The 15,605-nt window shown below is 68.1% G+C and carries 13 protein-coding genes; 10 read left to right on the top strand and 3 right to left on the bottom strand.

What is annotated here, in order from left to right:
* The first annotated feature begins 33 nt into the window (after positions 1-33).
* The 6 genes from ACT54X_RS25040 (at position 34) to ACT54X_RS25065 (ending at position 6,581) form a co-directional block, all read left to right on the top strand.
* Complete coding sequence (locus tag ACT54X_RS25040; protein ID WP_294368972.1) at positions 34-783, top strand: SDR family NAD(P)-dependent oxidoreductase; 750 nt, start codon at positions 34-36, stop codon at positions 781-783.
* 46 nt (positions 784-829) lie between these two features.
* On the top strand, positions 830-1,861 hold the full coding sequence (locus ACT54X_RS25045) for a TRAP transporter substrate-binding protein (RefSeq protein ID WP_294368968.1): 1,032 nt from the start codon (positions 830-832) through the stop codon (positions 1,859-1,861).
* Positions 1,858-3,723: a TRAP transporter large permease gene (locus tag ACT54X_RS25050; protein ID WP_294368967.1), complete on the top strand. Its 1,866-nt coding sequence runs from the start codon at positions 1,858-1,860 to the stop codon at positions 3,721-3,723. Before ACT54X_RS25045 ends, ACT54X_RS25050 begins: the two co-directional genes overlap by 4 nt.
* A gap of 37 nt (positions 3,724-3,760) precedes the next feature.
* Positions 3,761-4,618, top strand: coding sequence for a transketolase (locus tag ACT54X_RS25055; protein ID WP_294368965.1), 858 nt, complete (start codon positions 3,761-3,763; stop codon positions 4,616-4,618).
* Positions 4,615-5,625: a transketolase family protein gene (locus ACT54X_RS25060; protein ID WP_294368963.1), complete on the top strand. Its 1,011-nt coding sequence runs from the start codon at positions 4,615-4,617 to the stop codon at positions 5,623-5,625. The genes ACT54X_RS25055 and ACT54X_RS25060 overlap by 4 nt, the downstream gene beginning before the upstream one ends.
* Positions 5,626-5,846: 221 nt before the next feature.
* Entirely contained in the window at positions 5,847-6,581 is a 735-nt protein-coding gene (locus ACT54X_RS25065; protein ID WP_476349248.1) for an SDR family NAD(P)-dependent oxidoreductase, read from the top strand.
* Here the strand turns inward: ACT54X_RS25065 and ACT54X_RS25070 are convergent.
* Positions 6,563-7,510: a LysR family transcriptional regulator gene (locus tag ACT54X_RS25070; protein WP_294368956.1), complete on the bottom strand. Its 948-nt coding sequence runs from the start codon at positions 7,508-7,510 to the stop codon at positions 6,563-6,565. The two genes, ACT54X_RS25065 and ACT54X_RS25070, sit on opposite strands and share 19 nt — an antisense overlap.
* Positions 7,511-7,615: 105 nt before the next feature.
* Here ACT54X_RS25070 and ACT54X_RS25075 point away from each other — a divergent pair, with 105 nt between their 5' ends.
* The 3 genes from ACT54X_RS25075 to ACT54X_RS25085 are packed head-to-tail and all read left to right on the top strand — an operon-like array spanning position 7,616 to position 9,462.
* On the top strand, positions 7,616-8,221 hold the full coding sequence (locus ACT54X_RS25075) for an FMN-dependent NADH-azoreductase (protein ID WP_354319842.1): 606 nt from the start codon (positions 7,616-7,618) through the stop codon (positions 8,219-8,221).
* A gap of 50 nt (positions 8,222-8,271) precedes the next feature.
* A complete protein-coding gene (locus ACT54X_RS25080) occupies positions 8,272-9,150 on the top strand; it encodes a pirin family protein (protein ID WP_294368952.1) in 879 nt (292 codons plus the stop codon).
* Positions 9,151-9,162: 12 nt separating this feature from the next.
* Positions 9,163-9,462 (top strand): 4Fe-4S dicluster domain-containing protein, encoded by a 300-nt coding sequence (locus ACT54X_RS25085; RefSeq protein ID WP_294368948.1) that lies wholly within the window; start codon positions 9,163-9,165, stop codon positions 9,460-9,462.
* A 70-nt stretch (positions 9,463-9,532) separates the two neighbouring features.
* Here the strand turns inward: ACT54X_RS25085 and ACT54X_RS25090 are convergent, their stop codons facing one another.
* Complete coding sequence (locus ACT54X_RS25090; RefSeq protein ID WP_476349251.1) at positions 9,533-10,537, bottom strand: helix-turn-helix domain-containing protein; 1,005 nt, start codon at positions 10,535-10,537, stop codon at positions 9,533-9,535.
* A 280-nt stretch (positions 10,538-10,817) separates the two neighbouring features.
* On the opposite strand from ACT54X_RS25090, the gene ACT54X_RS25095 reads away from it, so the two are divergent.
* Positions 10,818-14,105 carry an autotransporter domain-containing protein gene (locus ACT54X_RS25095; protein ID WP_476349253.1) on the top strand — a complete coding sequence of 1,096 codons (3,288 nt, stop codon included), beginning with the start codon at positions 10,818-10,820 and terminating at the stop codon, positions 14,103-14,105.
* A 41-nt stretch (positions 14,106-14,146) separates the two neighbouring features.
* On the opposite strand, the gene ACT54X_RS25100 is transcribed toward ACT54X_RS25095, so the two are convergent.
* The gene (locus ACT54X_RS25100; protein ID WP_294368939.1) at positions 14,147-15,604 is read right to left on the bottom strand and encodes an efflux transporter outer membrane subunit; all 1,458 of its coding nucleotides are present in this window, start codon (positions 15,602-15,604) and stop codon (positions 14,147-14,149) included.
* Position 15,605: the final 1 nt, after the last annotated feature.

Below are 15,605 nucleotides of genomic sequence, written 5' to 3' on the forward strand. Positions count from 1 at the left end.
GCCCGCGGGCCCACCTCGAAGGAGACGAGAAACATGCTGCTCAAGGACAAGGTCGCGCTCATCACCGGTGGTGCCGGCATCAATGGACTGGGCTTTGCCACCGCGCGCGAAATGGCCGCCCAGGGCGCCCGCGTCGTCATCATGGACCTGGCGCGCGCCGAGCCCGGGTCCGCCGCGGCCCGGCTGGGTGGCGCCCATGTCGGCGTGGTCGGCGACGTGACCGACAAGGCGGACTGCGAGGCCGCTGCCGCCGCCGCGCTCCAGGCCTTCGGCCGCATCGACATCCTCGTCAACAACGCCGGTATCACCCAGCCCGTCAAGACGCTGGACATCACCGGCACGGACTACGACCGCATCCTGGACGTGAGCCTGCGCGGCACGATGTATATGTCCCAGGCCGTGCTGCCGGCCATGCGCCAGCAGAGGAGCGGCTCCATCGTGTGCATCTCCTCCGTGTCGGCTCAGCGCGGCGGCGGCATCTTCGGCGGGCCTCACTACTCGGCCGCCAAGGCCGGCGTGCTCGGCCTGGCCCGCGCCATGGCGCGCGAGTTCGGCATCGAGGGCATCCGCGTCAACTGCATCACCCCGGGCCTCATCGAGACCGACATCACCCAGGGCAAGCTCAGCCCCGAGCGGAAGAAGGAGATCGAGGACACGATTCCGCTCGCGCGCCTGGGCCGTGCGATGGACGTGGCCGGCGCCTGCGTCTTCCTCGGCAGCGATCTGTCGGCCTATTGCACTGGCATCACGCTCGACGTCAACGGCGGCATGCTCATTCACTGAGCCCGCCGGCTTCGCGTCACATCTTTCCAAAACCCAGGAGACATCCATGACAACGTCTAACAAAGGATTTCCTCGAATCGCCCGCCGGCGATTGCTCGGCGCCTCGGCAGCGCTGCCGCTGTTCTCCATCGCGAGTCGGCCGGCCCATGCGGCCGAGTTCAACTACAAGTTCGCGACAGGCCAGGACCCGTCGCATCCGGTCAACAAGCGCGCCCAGGAGGCGATCGACCGCATCCGCAACGCGACGGGTGGGCGTCTGGACATCAAGCTGTTCCCGGCCAACCAGCTGGGCTCCGACACCGACCTGCTGTCGCAGGTGCGCTCGGGCGGCGTCGAGTTCTTCAATCAGGCCAGCGTGGTGCTGTCCACGCTGGTGCCCGCCGCGGGTATCGTCAATACCGGCTTCGCCTTCCACAGCTACGACGAGGTCTGGAAGGCGATGGACGGCCCGCTGGGCACCTATGTCCGCGCGCAGATCGAGAAGGTCGGTCTGCTGACCATGTCCCGCGCCTGGGACAACGGCTTCCGCAACGTGACGACCTCCACCCGGCCCGTGAAGGCGCCCGAGGACCTCAAGGGCATGAAGCTGCGCGTGCCGGCGGCGCCCATGCTGTCCTCGCTTTTCACCGCCCTGGGTGCCAGCCCGACGCCGATCAACTTCAACGAGGTCTATTCGGCCTTGCAGACGAAGCTGGTGGAAGGCCAGGAGAACCCGCTGGCCATCATCGCGACGGCGCGTCTGTACGAAGTGCAGAAGTACTGCAGCATGACCGGCCACGTCTGGGATGCCTACTGGATCCTCGGCAACCGCCGTGCCATGGAGCGCCTGCCCAAGGACATTCAGGAAGTCGTGCGCCGCGAACTCGACAAGGCCGCGCTGGACGAGCGCGCCGATATCGCTGCGCTCAACGGCTCGCTGCGCGATGAGCTGGCGGGCAAGGGCGTGCAGGTCATCGAGCCGGACAAGAACGCATTCAAGGCCGCGCTGGCCAAAGGCACCTTCTACAAGGATCTGCGCGCCAAGTTCGGCGATGAAGCCTGGAAGCTGCTGGACGGCAGCGTCGGGGGACTGGGATGAGCGCGATGCTGCTGGACGTCACGCCCGTTCGGGTGTCGGACGGCGGATGGCTGGCACGTGCGGACGCCTGGCTCGGCCACCTGGTCGAGGCGCCGGCCGCCGTGCTCGTGGTGGCGGAGGTGCTGGTCCTGCTGGCGGGTGTGATCTCGCGCTTCGTCTTCGACAGCCCCATTCCGTGGACCGACGAGCTCGCGTCGATCCTTTTCCTCTGGCTGGCCAACCTCGGGGCCGCCGTGGCACTGCGGCGCGGCACGCACATGCGCACCACTGCACTCGTCTCGCGCTGGAGCGAACGGGCCCAGGCCCGCGCCGAGGTGCTGGCCATCGCGCTGCCCTGCCTGTGGCTGCTGATGCTCATCGTGCCGATGGCCGAATACGCCCAGGACGAATGGGTGGTGCAGACGCCGGCGCTGTCCTGGCCCAACACCGTGCGTGCCGCGGCGGTGCCGGTGGGCTGCGTCTTCATGATCGGCATGTGCGTGCTGCGGCTGGCGCGCCGAAGTCTGGCGGACGTGCTGGCCGTCTCGGCCGCCATCGCTGCGATGGCCGTCGCGCTGTGGCTGGGGGCCGACTGGCTGCAGTCCATCGGCAACTGGAACCTGGTGATCTTCTTCGCCGTGCTGCTCGGCGGCGGGGTTCTGCTGGGCGTGCCTATCGCCTTCTGCTTCGGCATGGCCACGGTGGCCTTCCTGCTGACCGTCACGTCCACGCCGCTGTCGGTGGTGGCCGGACGCATCGACGAGGGCATGAGTTCGCTCATCCTGCTGGCGGTGCCGCTGTTCATCCTGCTGGGGCACCTGGTCGAGATGACGGGCATGGCCAAGGCGATGGTGGACTTTCTCGCCTCGCTGCTGGGGCATGTGCGCGGGGGGCTCAACTACGTGCTGCTGGGCGCCATGCTGCTGGTGTCGGGCATCTCGGGTGCCAAGACGGCCGACATGGCCGCCGTTGCACCGGTGCTGCTGCCCGAGATGAAGAAGCGCGGCAACCACGAAGGCGAGCTGATCTCGCTGCTGGCCGCCTCCGGCGCGATGGCCGAGACCATCCCGCCTTCGCTGGTGCTGATCACCATCGGCTCGGTAGCCGGCATTTCGATCAGCGCGCTGTTCACGGGCGGCATCCTGCCCGGCGTGGTGCTGGCCGTGCTGCTGGCCCTGCTGGCGCGCCTGCGCAGCGCCGAGATTGCCCACGGTCTCCAGCGGGCGCCCATCGGCGTGGTTGGCCGCACGCTGTTGGTGGCGCTTCCAGCGCTGCTGCTGCCTGTGCTCATTCGCACGGCAGTCGTGGAGGGTGTGGCGACGGCCACCGAGGTGTCGACCATCGGCATCGCCTATGCGGTGGTGGCCGGCCTTCTGATCTACCGCCGCTTCGACTGGCGTCGGCTCTATCCGATGCTGGTCGATACCGCCGCGCTGTCAGGCGCCATCCTGTTCATCATCGGCACGGCCACGGGCATGTCCTGGGCGCTCACGCAGTCCGGCTTCTCGCACGGCCTGGCGGCCATGATGAGCAGCGTGCCGGGCGGCAAGTACGGCTTCCTGCTGGTTTCTATCGCGGCCTTCGTGGTGCTCGGCAGCGTGCTGGAGGGCATCCCGGCCATGGTGCTGTTCGCGCCGCTGTTGTTCCCGGTGGCCAAGGCCATCGGCGTGCACGAGGTGCACTACGCCATGGTGATCATCCTGGCCATGGGCATCGGCCTTTTCGCCCCGCCTTTTGGCCTGGGCTACTACGCGGCCTGCACCATCGGCCGCGTGAACCCCGATGTGGCGGTGCGCCGCATCTGGCCCTACCTGGGGGCTCTGCTTGCCGGTCTGCTGATCGTCGCCTTCGTGCCCTGGTTTTCCATCGGGCTGCTGGGCTGATTGCCCGCAGCCGTCCTCTTCATCCTTGAGAACTCTCATGTCTGACCTGACGAACAACTTGCGCGAGCGGGCCTACCGCATCCGCCGCTACGCCCTGCGCATGGGCGAGGTGCAGGGCCAGGGCTACATCGGCCAGGCCCTGGGCTGGGCCGATGTGCTGGCCGTGGCCTACTGCCATGCCATGAAGCAGCGCCCCGGCGAGCCCGAGTGGGAGGGCCGCGACCGCTTCCTGCTCTCGCATGGCCACTACGCCATCGCCCACTACGCCGCCCTCATCGAGGCCGGCGTCATCGACGAGGCCGAACTCGAGACCTACGGCAGCGACGACAGCCGCCTGCCCATGTCCGGCATGGCCACGTACACGCCCGGCATGGAGATCTCCGGCGGCTCGCTCGGCCAGGGCTTGGTCATCGGCGTGGGCATGGCCCTGGGCCTCAAGCACAAGCGCAACCCCGCCTTCGTCTACAACAGCATGAGCGACGGCGAACTCGACGAGGGCTCCACCTGGGAGGCCGCCATGGCCGCCGCCCACCACCGCCTGGACAACCTCATCTGCCTGGTCGACATCAACAACCAGCAGGCCGACGGCCCCTCCAGCAAGGTCCTGGGCTTCGAGCCCCTGGCCGACAAGTGGGCCGCCTTCGGCTGGCATGTGCAGCGCGTCAACGGCAACGACCTGCCTGCCGTGCTCGCCGCCTTCGACGCCGCGCGGGACCTGGCCGAGGCCAAGCCGCGCGTCATCCTCTTCGACACCCTCATGGGCAAGGGCGTGCCCTTCCTGGAGCAGCGCGAGAAGAACCACTTCATCCGCGTCGATCCCCCCGAATGGCAACAGGCGCTGTCCATCCTGGACGCCGGCCGTCCCACCCAAGCCACCCAAGGAGCCGCAGCATGAGCCAGGCCGTCGCAGAAAAGAAGCCCCGGCTGACCACGTCGGCCATGATCGCCTCCATCGCCTCGGAGGGGCAGCGCACCAAGGCGGCGCCCTTCGGCAAGGCGCTGGTCGAGTACGCCGCCAGCCGACCCGAGGTGGTGGGCCTGACGGCCGATCTGGCCAAGTACACCGACCTGCATCTGTTCGCCCAGGCCTACCCGGAGCGCTTCTTCCAGATGGGCATGGCCGAGCAGCTGCTGATGGGTGCGGCCGGCGGCATGGCCAAGGAGGGCTGCGTGCCCTTCGCCACCACCTATGCGGTGTTCGGCACGCGCCGGGCCTACGACTTCATCCATCAGGTGATCGCCGAGGAGAACCTGAACGTCAAGATCTGCTGCGCGCTGCCGGGCCTGACCACCGGCTACGGCCCGAGCCACCAGGCCACCGAGGACCTGGCGATGATGCGCGGCGTGCCCGGGCTGACCATCGTGGATCCGTGCGACGCGCTGGACATCGAGCAGGCGGTGCCGCAGATCGCCGAGCACGCGGGGCCGGTGTACATGCGGCTGCTGCGCGGGCAGGTGCCGCTGGTGCTGGACGAGATCGAGGGCTACCGCTTCGAGCTGGGCAAGGCCAGGATGCTGCGCGAGGGGGCGGACGTGCTGGTGATCTCGAGCGGCATCATGACCATGCGCGCCCTGGAAGTGGCGGTCGATCTGCAGCGCGACAACGTGGGGGTGGCGGTGCTGCACAGCCCGACGATCAAGCCGCTGGACGAGGCGAGCATCGTGGCGGCGGTGGGTGCGAAGCCGCGGCTGGTGGTGGTGGCCGAGAACCACTCGGTGGTCGGCGGGCTGGGCGAGGCGGTGGCCTCGGCGCTGCTGCGGCACCGGGTGCAGCCGGCGGGCTTCCAGCTGGCGGGTCTGCCCGATGCCTTCCTGGACGCCGGCGCGCTGCCCACGCTGCATGACCGCTACGGCATCAGCCGCGAGGCCCTGGGCGCGCGCATCAAGGGCTGGCTCGGCTGAGCTTCCTGCGCCGCCGCGCGGCCTGGTGCCGCGTGCGATTGCGCGGTCGACAGGGGCCGTCCGGGGCACTGGACGGCCCCTTCCATCTTCCAGGCCGATGGTCGCCATCGAAAGATATGGGCTGCCGCAGCGCCCGCCTTCTTCCTACATTCTTGCCGCCGCCCCGCCCGCGAAAGGCGTTGCCTGTCGCCAGCGGGGCCGGCTGACCAAAGGCAAACACCATGAATGAATCGAAGCAATGCGTGGCCATCCTGGGTGCAGGACCCGGCCTCGGCCAGGCGCTGGCCCGCGAATACGGAATAAGAGGCCATGCCGTCGCGCTCGTCGCACGCCGGATCGAGCCGCTGCAGGCGCTCTGTGCGGATCTCGCCCAGGAAGGCATCGAGGCGGCCGCGTTTTCGGCGGACTTCCGCCCCTCGGCTGACAACATGCAGCGCCTGTTCGCGGCGATCCGCGGACGCTTCGGCGAGGTCCATGCGCTGTACTACGGCCCCAACGCGCCCGAGGCCTTCACCGCCGCGGCCACGCTGACCGTGGCCGACGTGCAGGACAAGATGGACCTGTTCCTCTACGGGCTGATGGATGCCGTGGCCCAGGTGCTGCCGGACATGCGCCGACGGCAGGCGGGCAGCATCCTGGTGGGCCTGGGCGGCTCGGCCATCCACGGCATGCCGTACATGAGCGGGCCCGGTCCCGCGCTGGCCGCGGCGCGCAACTACCTGCACTCGCTGCATGGCGAAATGGCGCGCGAAGGCATCCATGTCGGCATGCTGGTGCTTTCTGCCGTGATCCGCCAGAGTGGCTGGCATACCGCCATGGCGTCGGGTGCCGTCCGCTTCGACCTGCCGCCGGGTTTCTCGATTCCCGAGATCGAACCCCACGAACTCGCCGCGCGGTTGCTGGCCTTCGCCGACGCACGGCAGGCGGCCGAACTGGTCTACCCGCCCATGCCCTGAGGAGTGGCTCCGGGCGCTGCCGGGTCCGCATCCACCGCCTTGGCGCTGCGCTTGAATTCGTCCAGCAGCCAGCGGCCCGCCGGGCCCGGCGGCGAGTCGGTGCGGTAGAAGGCAGCCAGCGACATGCTGACGTTGGCGCGCGATTCCTCGAACTCCAGCGCGACCAGACGCCCGGCCTGCAGGTCAGCCTGGATCACCGGCAGCGGCATGCCGCCCCAGCCCAGGCCGGCCTTCAGGAAGGCATGCTTGGCGCCAAGGTCCGAGGTGCGCCAGGTCAGGGGCGAGATGACGCCTGCATCCACCTGGTTCGGGAGGCGCGAGCGGTCGCTCAGCACCAGTTGCACATGTTCCTGGAGCAGCCGCGTAGGCAGTGGCTGTGGGTGCTGCGCCAGCGGATGCGAGGGGGCAGCCACCATCAGGTAGGGCACGGCCATCAGATGCTCGCTCGTCAACTCCGGATGCGGCGACAGCAGTGGCGCGCGGATGCCGAAGGAACTGCGCCCCTCGATCACCGGTTCGATCACGGCGCCCATGCCTTCCACCGAGATGGTCAGCGGCGTGCGCGGGAACTGCCGGTGGAATGCGGCCACGGCCCGGGTCAGCACTTCGGTGGGCAGAAAGACATGCGCCACGATGTTCAGCGCCGGCTCCAGCCCGGCCTCCATCTCCTTGGCCCGAGCCTTGAGTCGGTCCATGTCGCTGGCCACCAGCCGTGCATCCACCAGCAGCGCGCGCCCGGCGAGCGTCAGGGTGGGGCGGCGGTGCGTGCGGTCGAAGAGCCGGACGTTCAATTGGCCCTCCAGGTTGGCCAGGGTCTGGCTGACCACCGACTGGGCGCGTCCCAACTGACGGCCGGCGGCCGAGAAGCTGCCGGTGTCGGCCGCCGCAATGAAGGTGCGCAGTTGGTCAAGGGTGACGGCGTCCAACATATCGTTCGATGCGATGGTATTTATCGAAAAATATAGTCTACACAGATCAATCGGCGTTTCTTATCGTCCAGCTCATCCTCAACTCCCACCAGCTTGGACCCCGACATGAATCTGCTGCACATCGACTCCAGCATCCTTGGCGACCACTCGGTCAGTCGTGAGCTTTCCGCCAAGGTCGTGGCGCATCTCAAGGCCGCCAACCAGGACATCCAGGTCACGCGTCTGGATCTGGGCGAGACGCCTTTGGCCCACCTGGGCAAGGCCCACATCGCTGCCCAGCACGGCGGCCCGGTCTCCGCCGAGCTGCAGGCCGACCTGGCCGCTGGCACGCGCGCGCTCGACACCTTCCTCGACGCCGACCTCGTGGTCATCGGCGTGCCCATGTACAACCTGGGCATCCCCTCGCAGCTGAAGGCCTGGTTCGACCGCATCTGCGTGGCGGGCAAGACCTTCCAGTACAGCGACAAGGGTCCCGCCGGCCTCTGTGGCGGCAAGAAGGTGATCATTGCCTCGGCCCGCGGCGGCATCTTCAGCGAAGGCACGCCGATGGCGTCGTTCGATCACCAGGAAACCTACCTGCGCACGATCTTTGGCTTCCTGGGCGTGCAGGACATCCGCTTTGTCCGCGCCGAAGGCGTGGCCATGGGCGAAGCGTTCAAGAGCCAGGCGTTCGACAGCGCCGGACAGGACATCGCGCGGCTGGCAGCCTGAGCGCGCGACCGCCGCCCGAGACCCCCCTTACTTGCCCCAAGGACGTGTCCATGACCACGGAAATCCTGTTCCTGGGGGAGGGCCGCCGCATGGCCTCCCCAGGTTTCTCGGTGCAGAGCTTCGTCTTGCACGAACGCGGACTCGCTTCGTCGCCGATCCTGAACTTCGACGACTTCCGTGTCGGTGAGCGCGCCTTCGGTCCGCATCCGCACGCGGGCTTCTCGGCGGTGACCTACCTGTTCGAGGACTCCGAGGGCGCGGCGCGCTCCCGGGACTCGCTGGGCAACGACATCGTGGTCGGACCGGGCGGCATCGTCTGGACCCAGGCAGGCCGCGGCGTGATGCACCACGAGCTGCCGGCCGATCCGGCCCGGTCGCTGCATGGCGCGCAGATCTTCGTGAACCTGAGCGCCGCCCGCAAGACCATCGTGCCGTCCGTGATGTGGCTCGACGGCAAGGACGTGCCCAGGTGGCAGAACGGCCGGGGCGACCAGATCCGGGTGGTGGTCGGCCGCTACGGCGAGGTGGCCTCCGCGCTAGTGCCTGCCGAGCCGTTCACGCTGCTCGACGTGGCGCTTCGCAAGGGCGTGGACATTCCGCTGATGGCCGGGCAGTTCGGCCTGTTCTATGCGCAGTCGGGCGAGGTAGGCCTGCGTGCCGACGGCGGCGATGCCGTCGTCGAACTGCAGGCGGGCGAGGCTGCGGCCGTGCGTGGCGGCGGCATCGTGCAGCTGCAGGGCCGTCCCGGTGGTCGGGTGCTGGTGCTGGCCGCCAAGGAGATCCACGAGCCGGTTGTGGCCCGCGGCCCCTTCATCATGAACAACGCCGATCAGATCGTTGCCGCGGTCCGGCGCTTCGAGGCGGGCGAGATGGGCCGGCTCGCCTCGCCCGTGCCGCTCCAGGCGGATGTCCCACCATTGATTCTTTGAGGAGAAGCCGTCATGCCACGCCAGAAAGAAGCCGCCGATTGCAAGGCCAGTCCCGGGACGATCGTGCCGGTCGTCGATGCCCGCCGATGCGAAGGCAAGGGCGACTGCGTCACCGTGTGCCCCTTCGACGTGTTCGAGGTCGGGCGCCTGCCGGACGACGTGTTTGCCCAGATGCCGGCGCTCATCAAGTTCAAGCTCTGGGCGCATGGGCGGCGCACCGCGTTCACGCCCAATGCCGACGCCTGCCAGGCCTGTGGGGCCTGCGTGGCCGCCTGCCCGGAAAAGGCCATCACGCTCAAGCGCGCAGCCTAGGGATGCGCTTCGCGAAGCGATCGACAACCTTCGCAGATGCCCAGGGTGTCCGCATTCGCGAGGAGCATCCCTAGGACTGGCCGGACTGGCCCCGGCCCCGCGCCCGGCAATCGCCTGGCGAGCAATCGAAATGCGCCTTGAAGCGGGTTGAGAAGTTGCAGGCGTGCCTGTAGCCGACGGCCGTGGCGATGCTGGAGATCGACATGTCGGTGTCGACGAGAAGGCGGTGGGCCTCGTCCATGCGTTGCCTGTGCATGAACGCGGTGACGGACATGCCGTACATCTGCTTGAAGCCGTAGAAAAGCTTGGTCCGATTGATGCCCACGCGTCGGCTGAGCCTGGGGATGTCGGGTGCAGCGGCGATGGATCGGGTCAGTATTTCCCTGGCCGACCGGATGGCGGCGAGATCGCGTTCGTTCATGCGGCCAGGACGCTGCTGTGGGGCACTGACCAGATCGCCCAGGGCGAGAACGAGCATCTCCTGGGCCTTGATGGCGACGAATGCGGATCGCAACTCCTGGGGGAGCCGTCGAGCGATCAATTCGCTGGCCGTCTGTCGCAATTCGGGCCCATACCGGACGGGATGATGGTGTGCGCCCGGTGTGTGCGCCGCCTCCTCCCATCGAAGCTGATCCGGCAGCTGAACACCGAACTGAGCGGGGAGCCATTCCGGCCGAACGGCAATGCTGATGAAGCTCTGGCGCTTCTGCGCCGCGATGCACTCCTGCATCACCTGATCCGGGCGTGCGATCAACACACCAGCGGGGCTGTCCGCGATGTCACCGAACGGATCATCTCGCAGCCAGGTCTGAACGGACAGCTCGCTTCCGAAATGAAAGCGGATGAACCCGTCGTCGGCGATCTCATAACGCCTGCCCGTTCCGAATGTGCAGTGGGAGACGACGACGCGCATGTCGGGCGTGTGCAGGTATTCGAGGGTGCCCTGGCCTGCGTCGGCCCCCAGATCCAGCGTGCCGAACTCGGCATTGCGCCGGCGATCCACGACTACGCCGGTTTCGTTCAGACCGAGCACCTCGGCCAACTGCGAGAAGCGTCCCCAGGTGAAGCGGGCCATGTTGCCTGGTCTCGCGTTTCCTGCCGCGTGACCTGGGGCCGTGGCCCCCGCCTTGCGTTGCGATGTGGGAGGCGCTGTCAGTGGTTCCGTCATAAATGTCAAAGACAAAGTTTTCCCTGCGGACGCAAAAGAAAGTGCTTCCGCGGCGTGCGTATTCTGCGGGCCACTCATCTTCGGACGTGTGGTTTCGGACAGCCGCAACAAGACAGCACAGCCGGGCTTCCATCCCGAGTCCACGCCACGCTTCCGGACTCTTCAGCATCGAGAACAGGAAGCGGGCATGTCGAACAGGATCATCGTCAAGAGGTCGAATTTCCAGCGCGGCGGTCGCCCGCCATTTCAGGCATCGGCCAGTTGCATTGCATTGGCTGTCTGGGGTGCGCTGCTGGGGCAGGCCGCGCATGCGGACAGCGTCTACTGGAATGGTCCCGCCAGCGGCAATTGGTTTCTCGACAGCAACTGGGTGTGGGACAACCATCACCCCGGGTCCGCCGATTCGGCGCGTATCGATTCGGCTGGCCCGCAGATCCAGTCCGGTGAAACGGGGACGGTCGACGCGCTCCTGATCGGCATTGTCAACACCGGCAACCTGAACGTCGCTGGCACCTTGAACTCCGGGTCCGTCACGCTGGGCTACAACGCCGGTGCTTCGGGGTCGATCCGGGTCTCCGGCGGAAGCTGGACGAACACCGGCGCACTTTTCATCGGCGAAGGCGGAACCGGCCTCGTGAACATCACGGCGGCAGGAACCGTGACCAGCGCGTCGGCGCAAGTCGGCCATGCCAGCGGCAGTTCGGGCACCGTCGTCGTCGATGGCCCCGGATCCCGCTGGCAACTGGGTTCGGGCAATCTGGACATCGGCGTCGGCGGCACCGGGTCGCTGTCGATCCTCAACGGTGGTTCGGTGACATCGGGCAATACGACGATCGGCACCGACGCCACCGGCACTGGCCAGGCGCTGGTTTCCGGAGCCGGCAGCAGTTGGGCCAGCACAGGCAACCTCTATGTCGGCAATGCCGGACAGGGCACGCTCACGATCAAGGATGGCGGCAGCGTCAGCGCCGTCGGCGGCTATGTGGCGACATTGGACGGATCCAATTCGCGTCTCGAAGTCACGGGCGCGGGATCTGCGCTGGCTCTGTCCGGCTCGTTCATCGCCGGCTATGAAGCGGGCTCGACCGCCACCGTCGATCTCGGCGAGGGCGGCCGTATCCGGGCGCTGCAGGGGACGCTGGGCGACCTGGCCGGCTCCACTGGATCGATGAGCGTTTCCGGAGCAGGCTCGGACTGGTCGGCGGTCGTCGACGACAGCATCGCCTATTCCGGCTACATGAATGTCGGTCGACTCGGCCGCGGCACCCTCAGCGTGACCGACGGCGGCTCCGTGACCGGCTATCGGCTTTACATCGGCAACGAAGCCGGATCCGAGGGCAAGGTGACGCTCAGCGGCAGCGGCTCGCAGATCCGGATGGACAGCAATCTCTACGTCGGGGCAGAAGGCAAGGGCGAACTGACGCTGTCCGACGGCGCGCAGATCCATGCCGCGGCGGTGAAGGTGGGCTACCTGGCGGGTTCGACGGGCGTGCTCAACATCGGCGCGGCCGCGGGCGAGGCCGCTGCGGCCGCCGGCACCATCGACGCCGCCCAGATCGTGCTCGGTGACGGCGACAGCCGGCTGGTGCTGAATCACACCACGGCCGGCTACGTCCTTGCGCCGGACATCGTCGGCAATGGGCAGGTGATCGTGTCGAGCGGCGAGAACACCTTCACCGGCAACAACACCTACGCCGGCGGCACCACCCTCTCGGGTGGAACGCTGACCGGGACGGCGACCAGCTTCGGCACCGGGGCCATCGTCGACAACGCCGCGCTGGTGCTCGACCAGGCGGCGAATGCGACCTTCGGCAATGTCATCTCCGGCAACGGCACGCTGACGAAGACAGGGGCCGGCACATTGGACCTGACCAGCGACTCGTCCTCCTTCAGCGGTGCGACGATCATTGCCGCCGGCGAGCTCAAGGTGAACGGGTCGATCGCGGCTTCGGCCGTGCAGGTGCAGCCGGGTGCCAGGCTCTCGGGTTCCGGCACCGTGGGGAGCCTGACAGCGCTTTCCGGCTCGACCATCGCCCCGGGCAACAGCCCTGGAACCCTCTCGGTTGCAGGCAACTACCACCAGGCCGGCGGCGCGACGTACGACGCCGAGGTGATCCCCGGCAGCGCGACGTCCGACCGCATCGCGATCAACGGCACGGCTGCAATCGACAACGGGGCGATCCTCAACGTGCGGAAATACGGGTCGTCCGGCGCCTACGCGCTCGATGATCGATACACGGTGCTGACCGCCAACGGCGGGGTGACCGGCACCTACACGCTGACCGGCGACACGGCGATTTCCGCCTTCTACGCACTGGCGGCCGACTACGACGCCAATCACGTCTATCTCGAAGCGAAGCAGACCCGCACCTTCGCAAGCGCCGCTGCGACTGCAAACCAGGCAGCAACCGCGGCGGGTCTGCAGAGCCTGCCGACGCACGGCGCCCTTCGAGCGGCCATCGGGAATCTCCAGACCGACGCGGAAGCGCGCGTGGCCTTCGATCAGCTTTCTGGCGATCTCTATTCGACCATCAAGGGCGCGATGATCGAGGACAGCCGACTGGTGCGGCTCGCGGCCATCGAGCGTTTGTCCTCGGCTTTCGGCGGCGTCGCCCCACAGGCGGGACCGACCGCCGCCACCGGGGGCGCCAACGGGCTCACCGTGTGGGCGAACAGCCATGGCAGCTGGGGTCATGCCGACGGCAATGGCAATGCGGCATCGCTCACCCATGACACCAGTGGCTTCGTCATCGGCGGGGATGTGCGCATCCTGGATGGCGCCCGCTTCGGTCTGCTGGCGGGTTACAGCCGCGCCACCTACGACACGGACGGTCGCAATGCCACCGGCTCATCCGACAACTACACCCTGGGCAGCTACGGCGGCACGCAGCTCGGCGCGCTCGGCATCCGCGTCGGGACCACGTACACCTGGAGCGACGTCAGCACCCAGCGGAACGTTGCCTTCACCGGCTTCGCCGATCGGCTCTCGGGCGCGTACCACGCCGGTGTCTTGCAGGCCTTTGGCGATGTGGGCTATCGCATCGATGTCGGTTCGGCCCAGGTGGAGCCCTTCGCCGGCCTTGCCTATATGAGGGTACATAGCGAAGGTTTTACCGAAAGGGGCGGACTTTCCGCGCTGACGGCGAGCAGCGGCCATGATGATGTGACCTACTCGACCCTGGGCCTGCGTGGCGCGAACGACTTCACCCTCGGCAATCGCACGCTGACGGTCAGCGGCTCGGTCGCGTGGCGGCATGCGTGGGGCGATACCGACCTGGGAAGCACGTTGAACTTCGCGGGTTCCAACGCATTCGGCATCTCCGGCCTGCCGATCGTCAAGGATGCTGCAGTGATCGAGGCGGGACTGTCCACGAAGGTCCAGACAAATGTCTCGCTCCGCCTCGCCTACACCGGTCAGCTTGCCAGCCGCGCCAGGAGCAATGGCGTGCGCGCGACCCTCAACGTGGCGTTCTGAGGCGAGCGGCACGCCACGGGCCGGGGCGACGGCACCCGGCTTCAGCGCGGCGCCTGCGCCACCACGGGCTCGGAGCGCTCCGACCAGCCACCCCCCAGCGTGCGGTAGAAGGTCACCAGGTTCGTCATCTGCGACAGCTGCGTGCCGATGAGGTTCTGCTGTGCGGCGTAGAGCGACAGCTGCGAGCTCAGCACGGTCAGGTGGCTGTCCACGCCGGCCTTGAACCTGGCCTGCGAGAGGCGGTAGCTGTCGGCGTTGGCCTCCACCAGCGCGCGCTGGGCGTCGAGTTGACGCGACAACGCGCCGCGTTGCACGAGTGCATCCGACACCTCGCGGAAGGCGGTCTGGATCGCCTTCTCGTACTGGGCCTGGGCGATGTCGCGGCTTGCCTTGGCCGCGGCCAGATTGGCGCGGTTGGTGCCCGCATCGAAGATGGGCACGCTGATCTGGGGCGCGAAGGTCCAGGCGCCCGAGCCGGCCTTGAACAGGTGCGACAGTTCGCTGCTGGCCGTGCCGGCCGAGGCCGTCAGGCTGATGCGCGGGTAGAAGGCCGCACGGGCGGCGCCGATGTACGCATTGGCGGCCTTGAGGTCGTGCTCGGCCTCCACGATGTCGGGCCGGCGCTGCAGCAACTGCGAGGGCAGGCCGGGCGGGATGGTCGCGAGCTGCCCTTCGGTCAGGTCGGCCGCAGCCAGGAGCGAATCGGGCAGCAGCGCGTCGGGCACCGGCGCGCCGATCAGCAACACCAGCGCGTTGCGGTCCTGCGCCACCTGCGAGGTGTAGCTTTCGACGTCGACGCGGGCGGTTTCCACGCTGGTGCGTGCCTGGCTGACGGTGAGCGCGGAGGCCTGGCCGAGGTCCTGCAGGCGCCGTTGCAGGGCGAGCGCCTCGCTCTGGTCCGCCAGGGTCTGGCGTGCCAGGGTCAGCCGGTCCTGGTCGGCGGCGAGCGTCAGATAGGCGGTGGCCACCTCGGACACCAGCGTCACCTGCGTGGCACGCCGGGCCTCGCTGGTCGACAGGAACTCCTGCAGCGCCTGTGCGCTCAGGCTGCGCACGCGGCCGAACAGGTCCAGCTCGTAGGCGCTGATGCCCAGCGACACGCTGGACTGGTGGGCGATCAGCGCATCGCCCGTCGAGGACAGGTCGGCCGGCGTGCGGCTGCCGGTGCCGCTGGCCGTCGCGCTGACCGTGGGCAGACGCGCCGCATCCTGCACCTGGTACTGGGCGCGGGCCTTCTCGATGTTGAGCACCGCGACGCGCAGGTCGCGGTTGTTGGCCAGGCTCATGGCGATGAGCTGCTGCAATTGCGGCGAGCGGAACACGTCGCGCCAGCCGATGTCGGCCACGGCCTGCTCGGCAGCGGTGCCGGCGGCGCCGGCGTCCCCGGCGTAGGCGTCCTGCACGGGAAGGGCGGGCCGCTCGTAGGCCGGCATCAGGCTGCAGCCGGCCAGGGCCGCGGCCAACGCCACGGGGGCGAGGGTGAAGGCGATGCGGCGCATC

The sequence above is a fragment of the Pseudacidovorax sp. DMC4 genome (assembly GCF_056314265.1).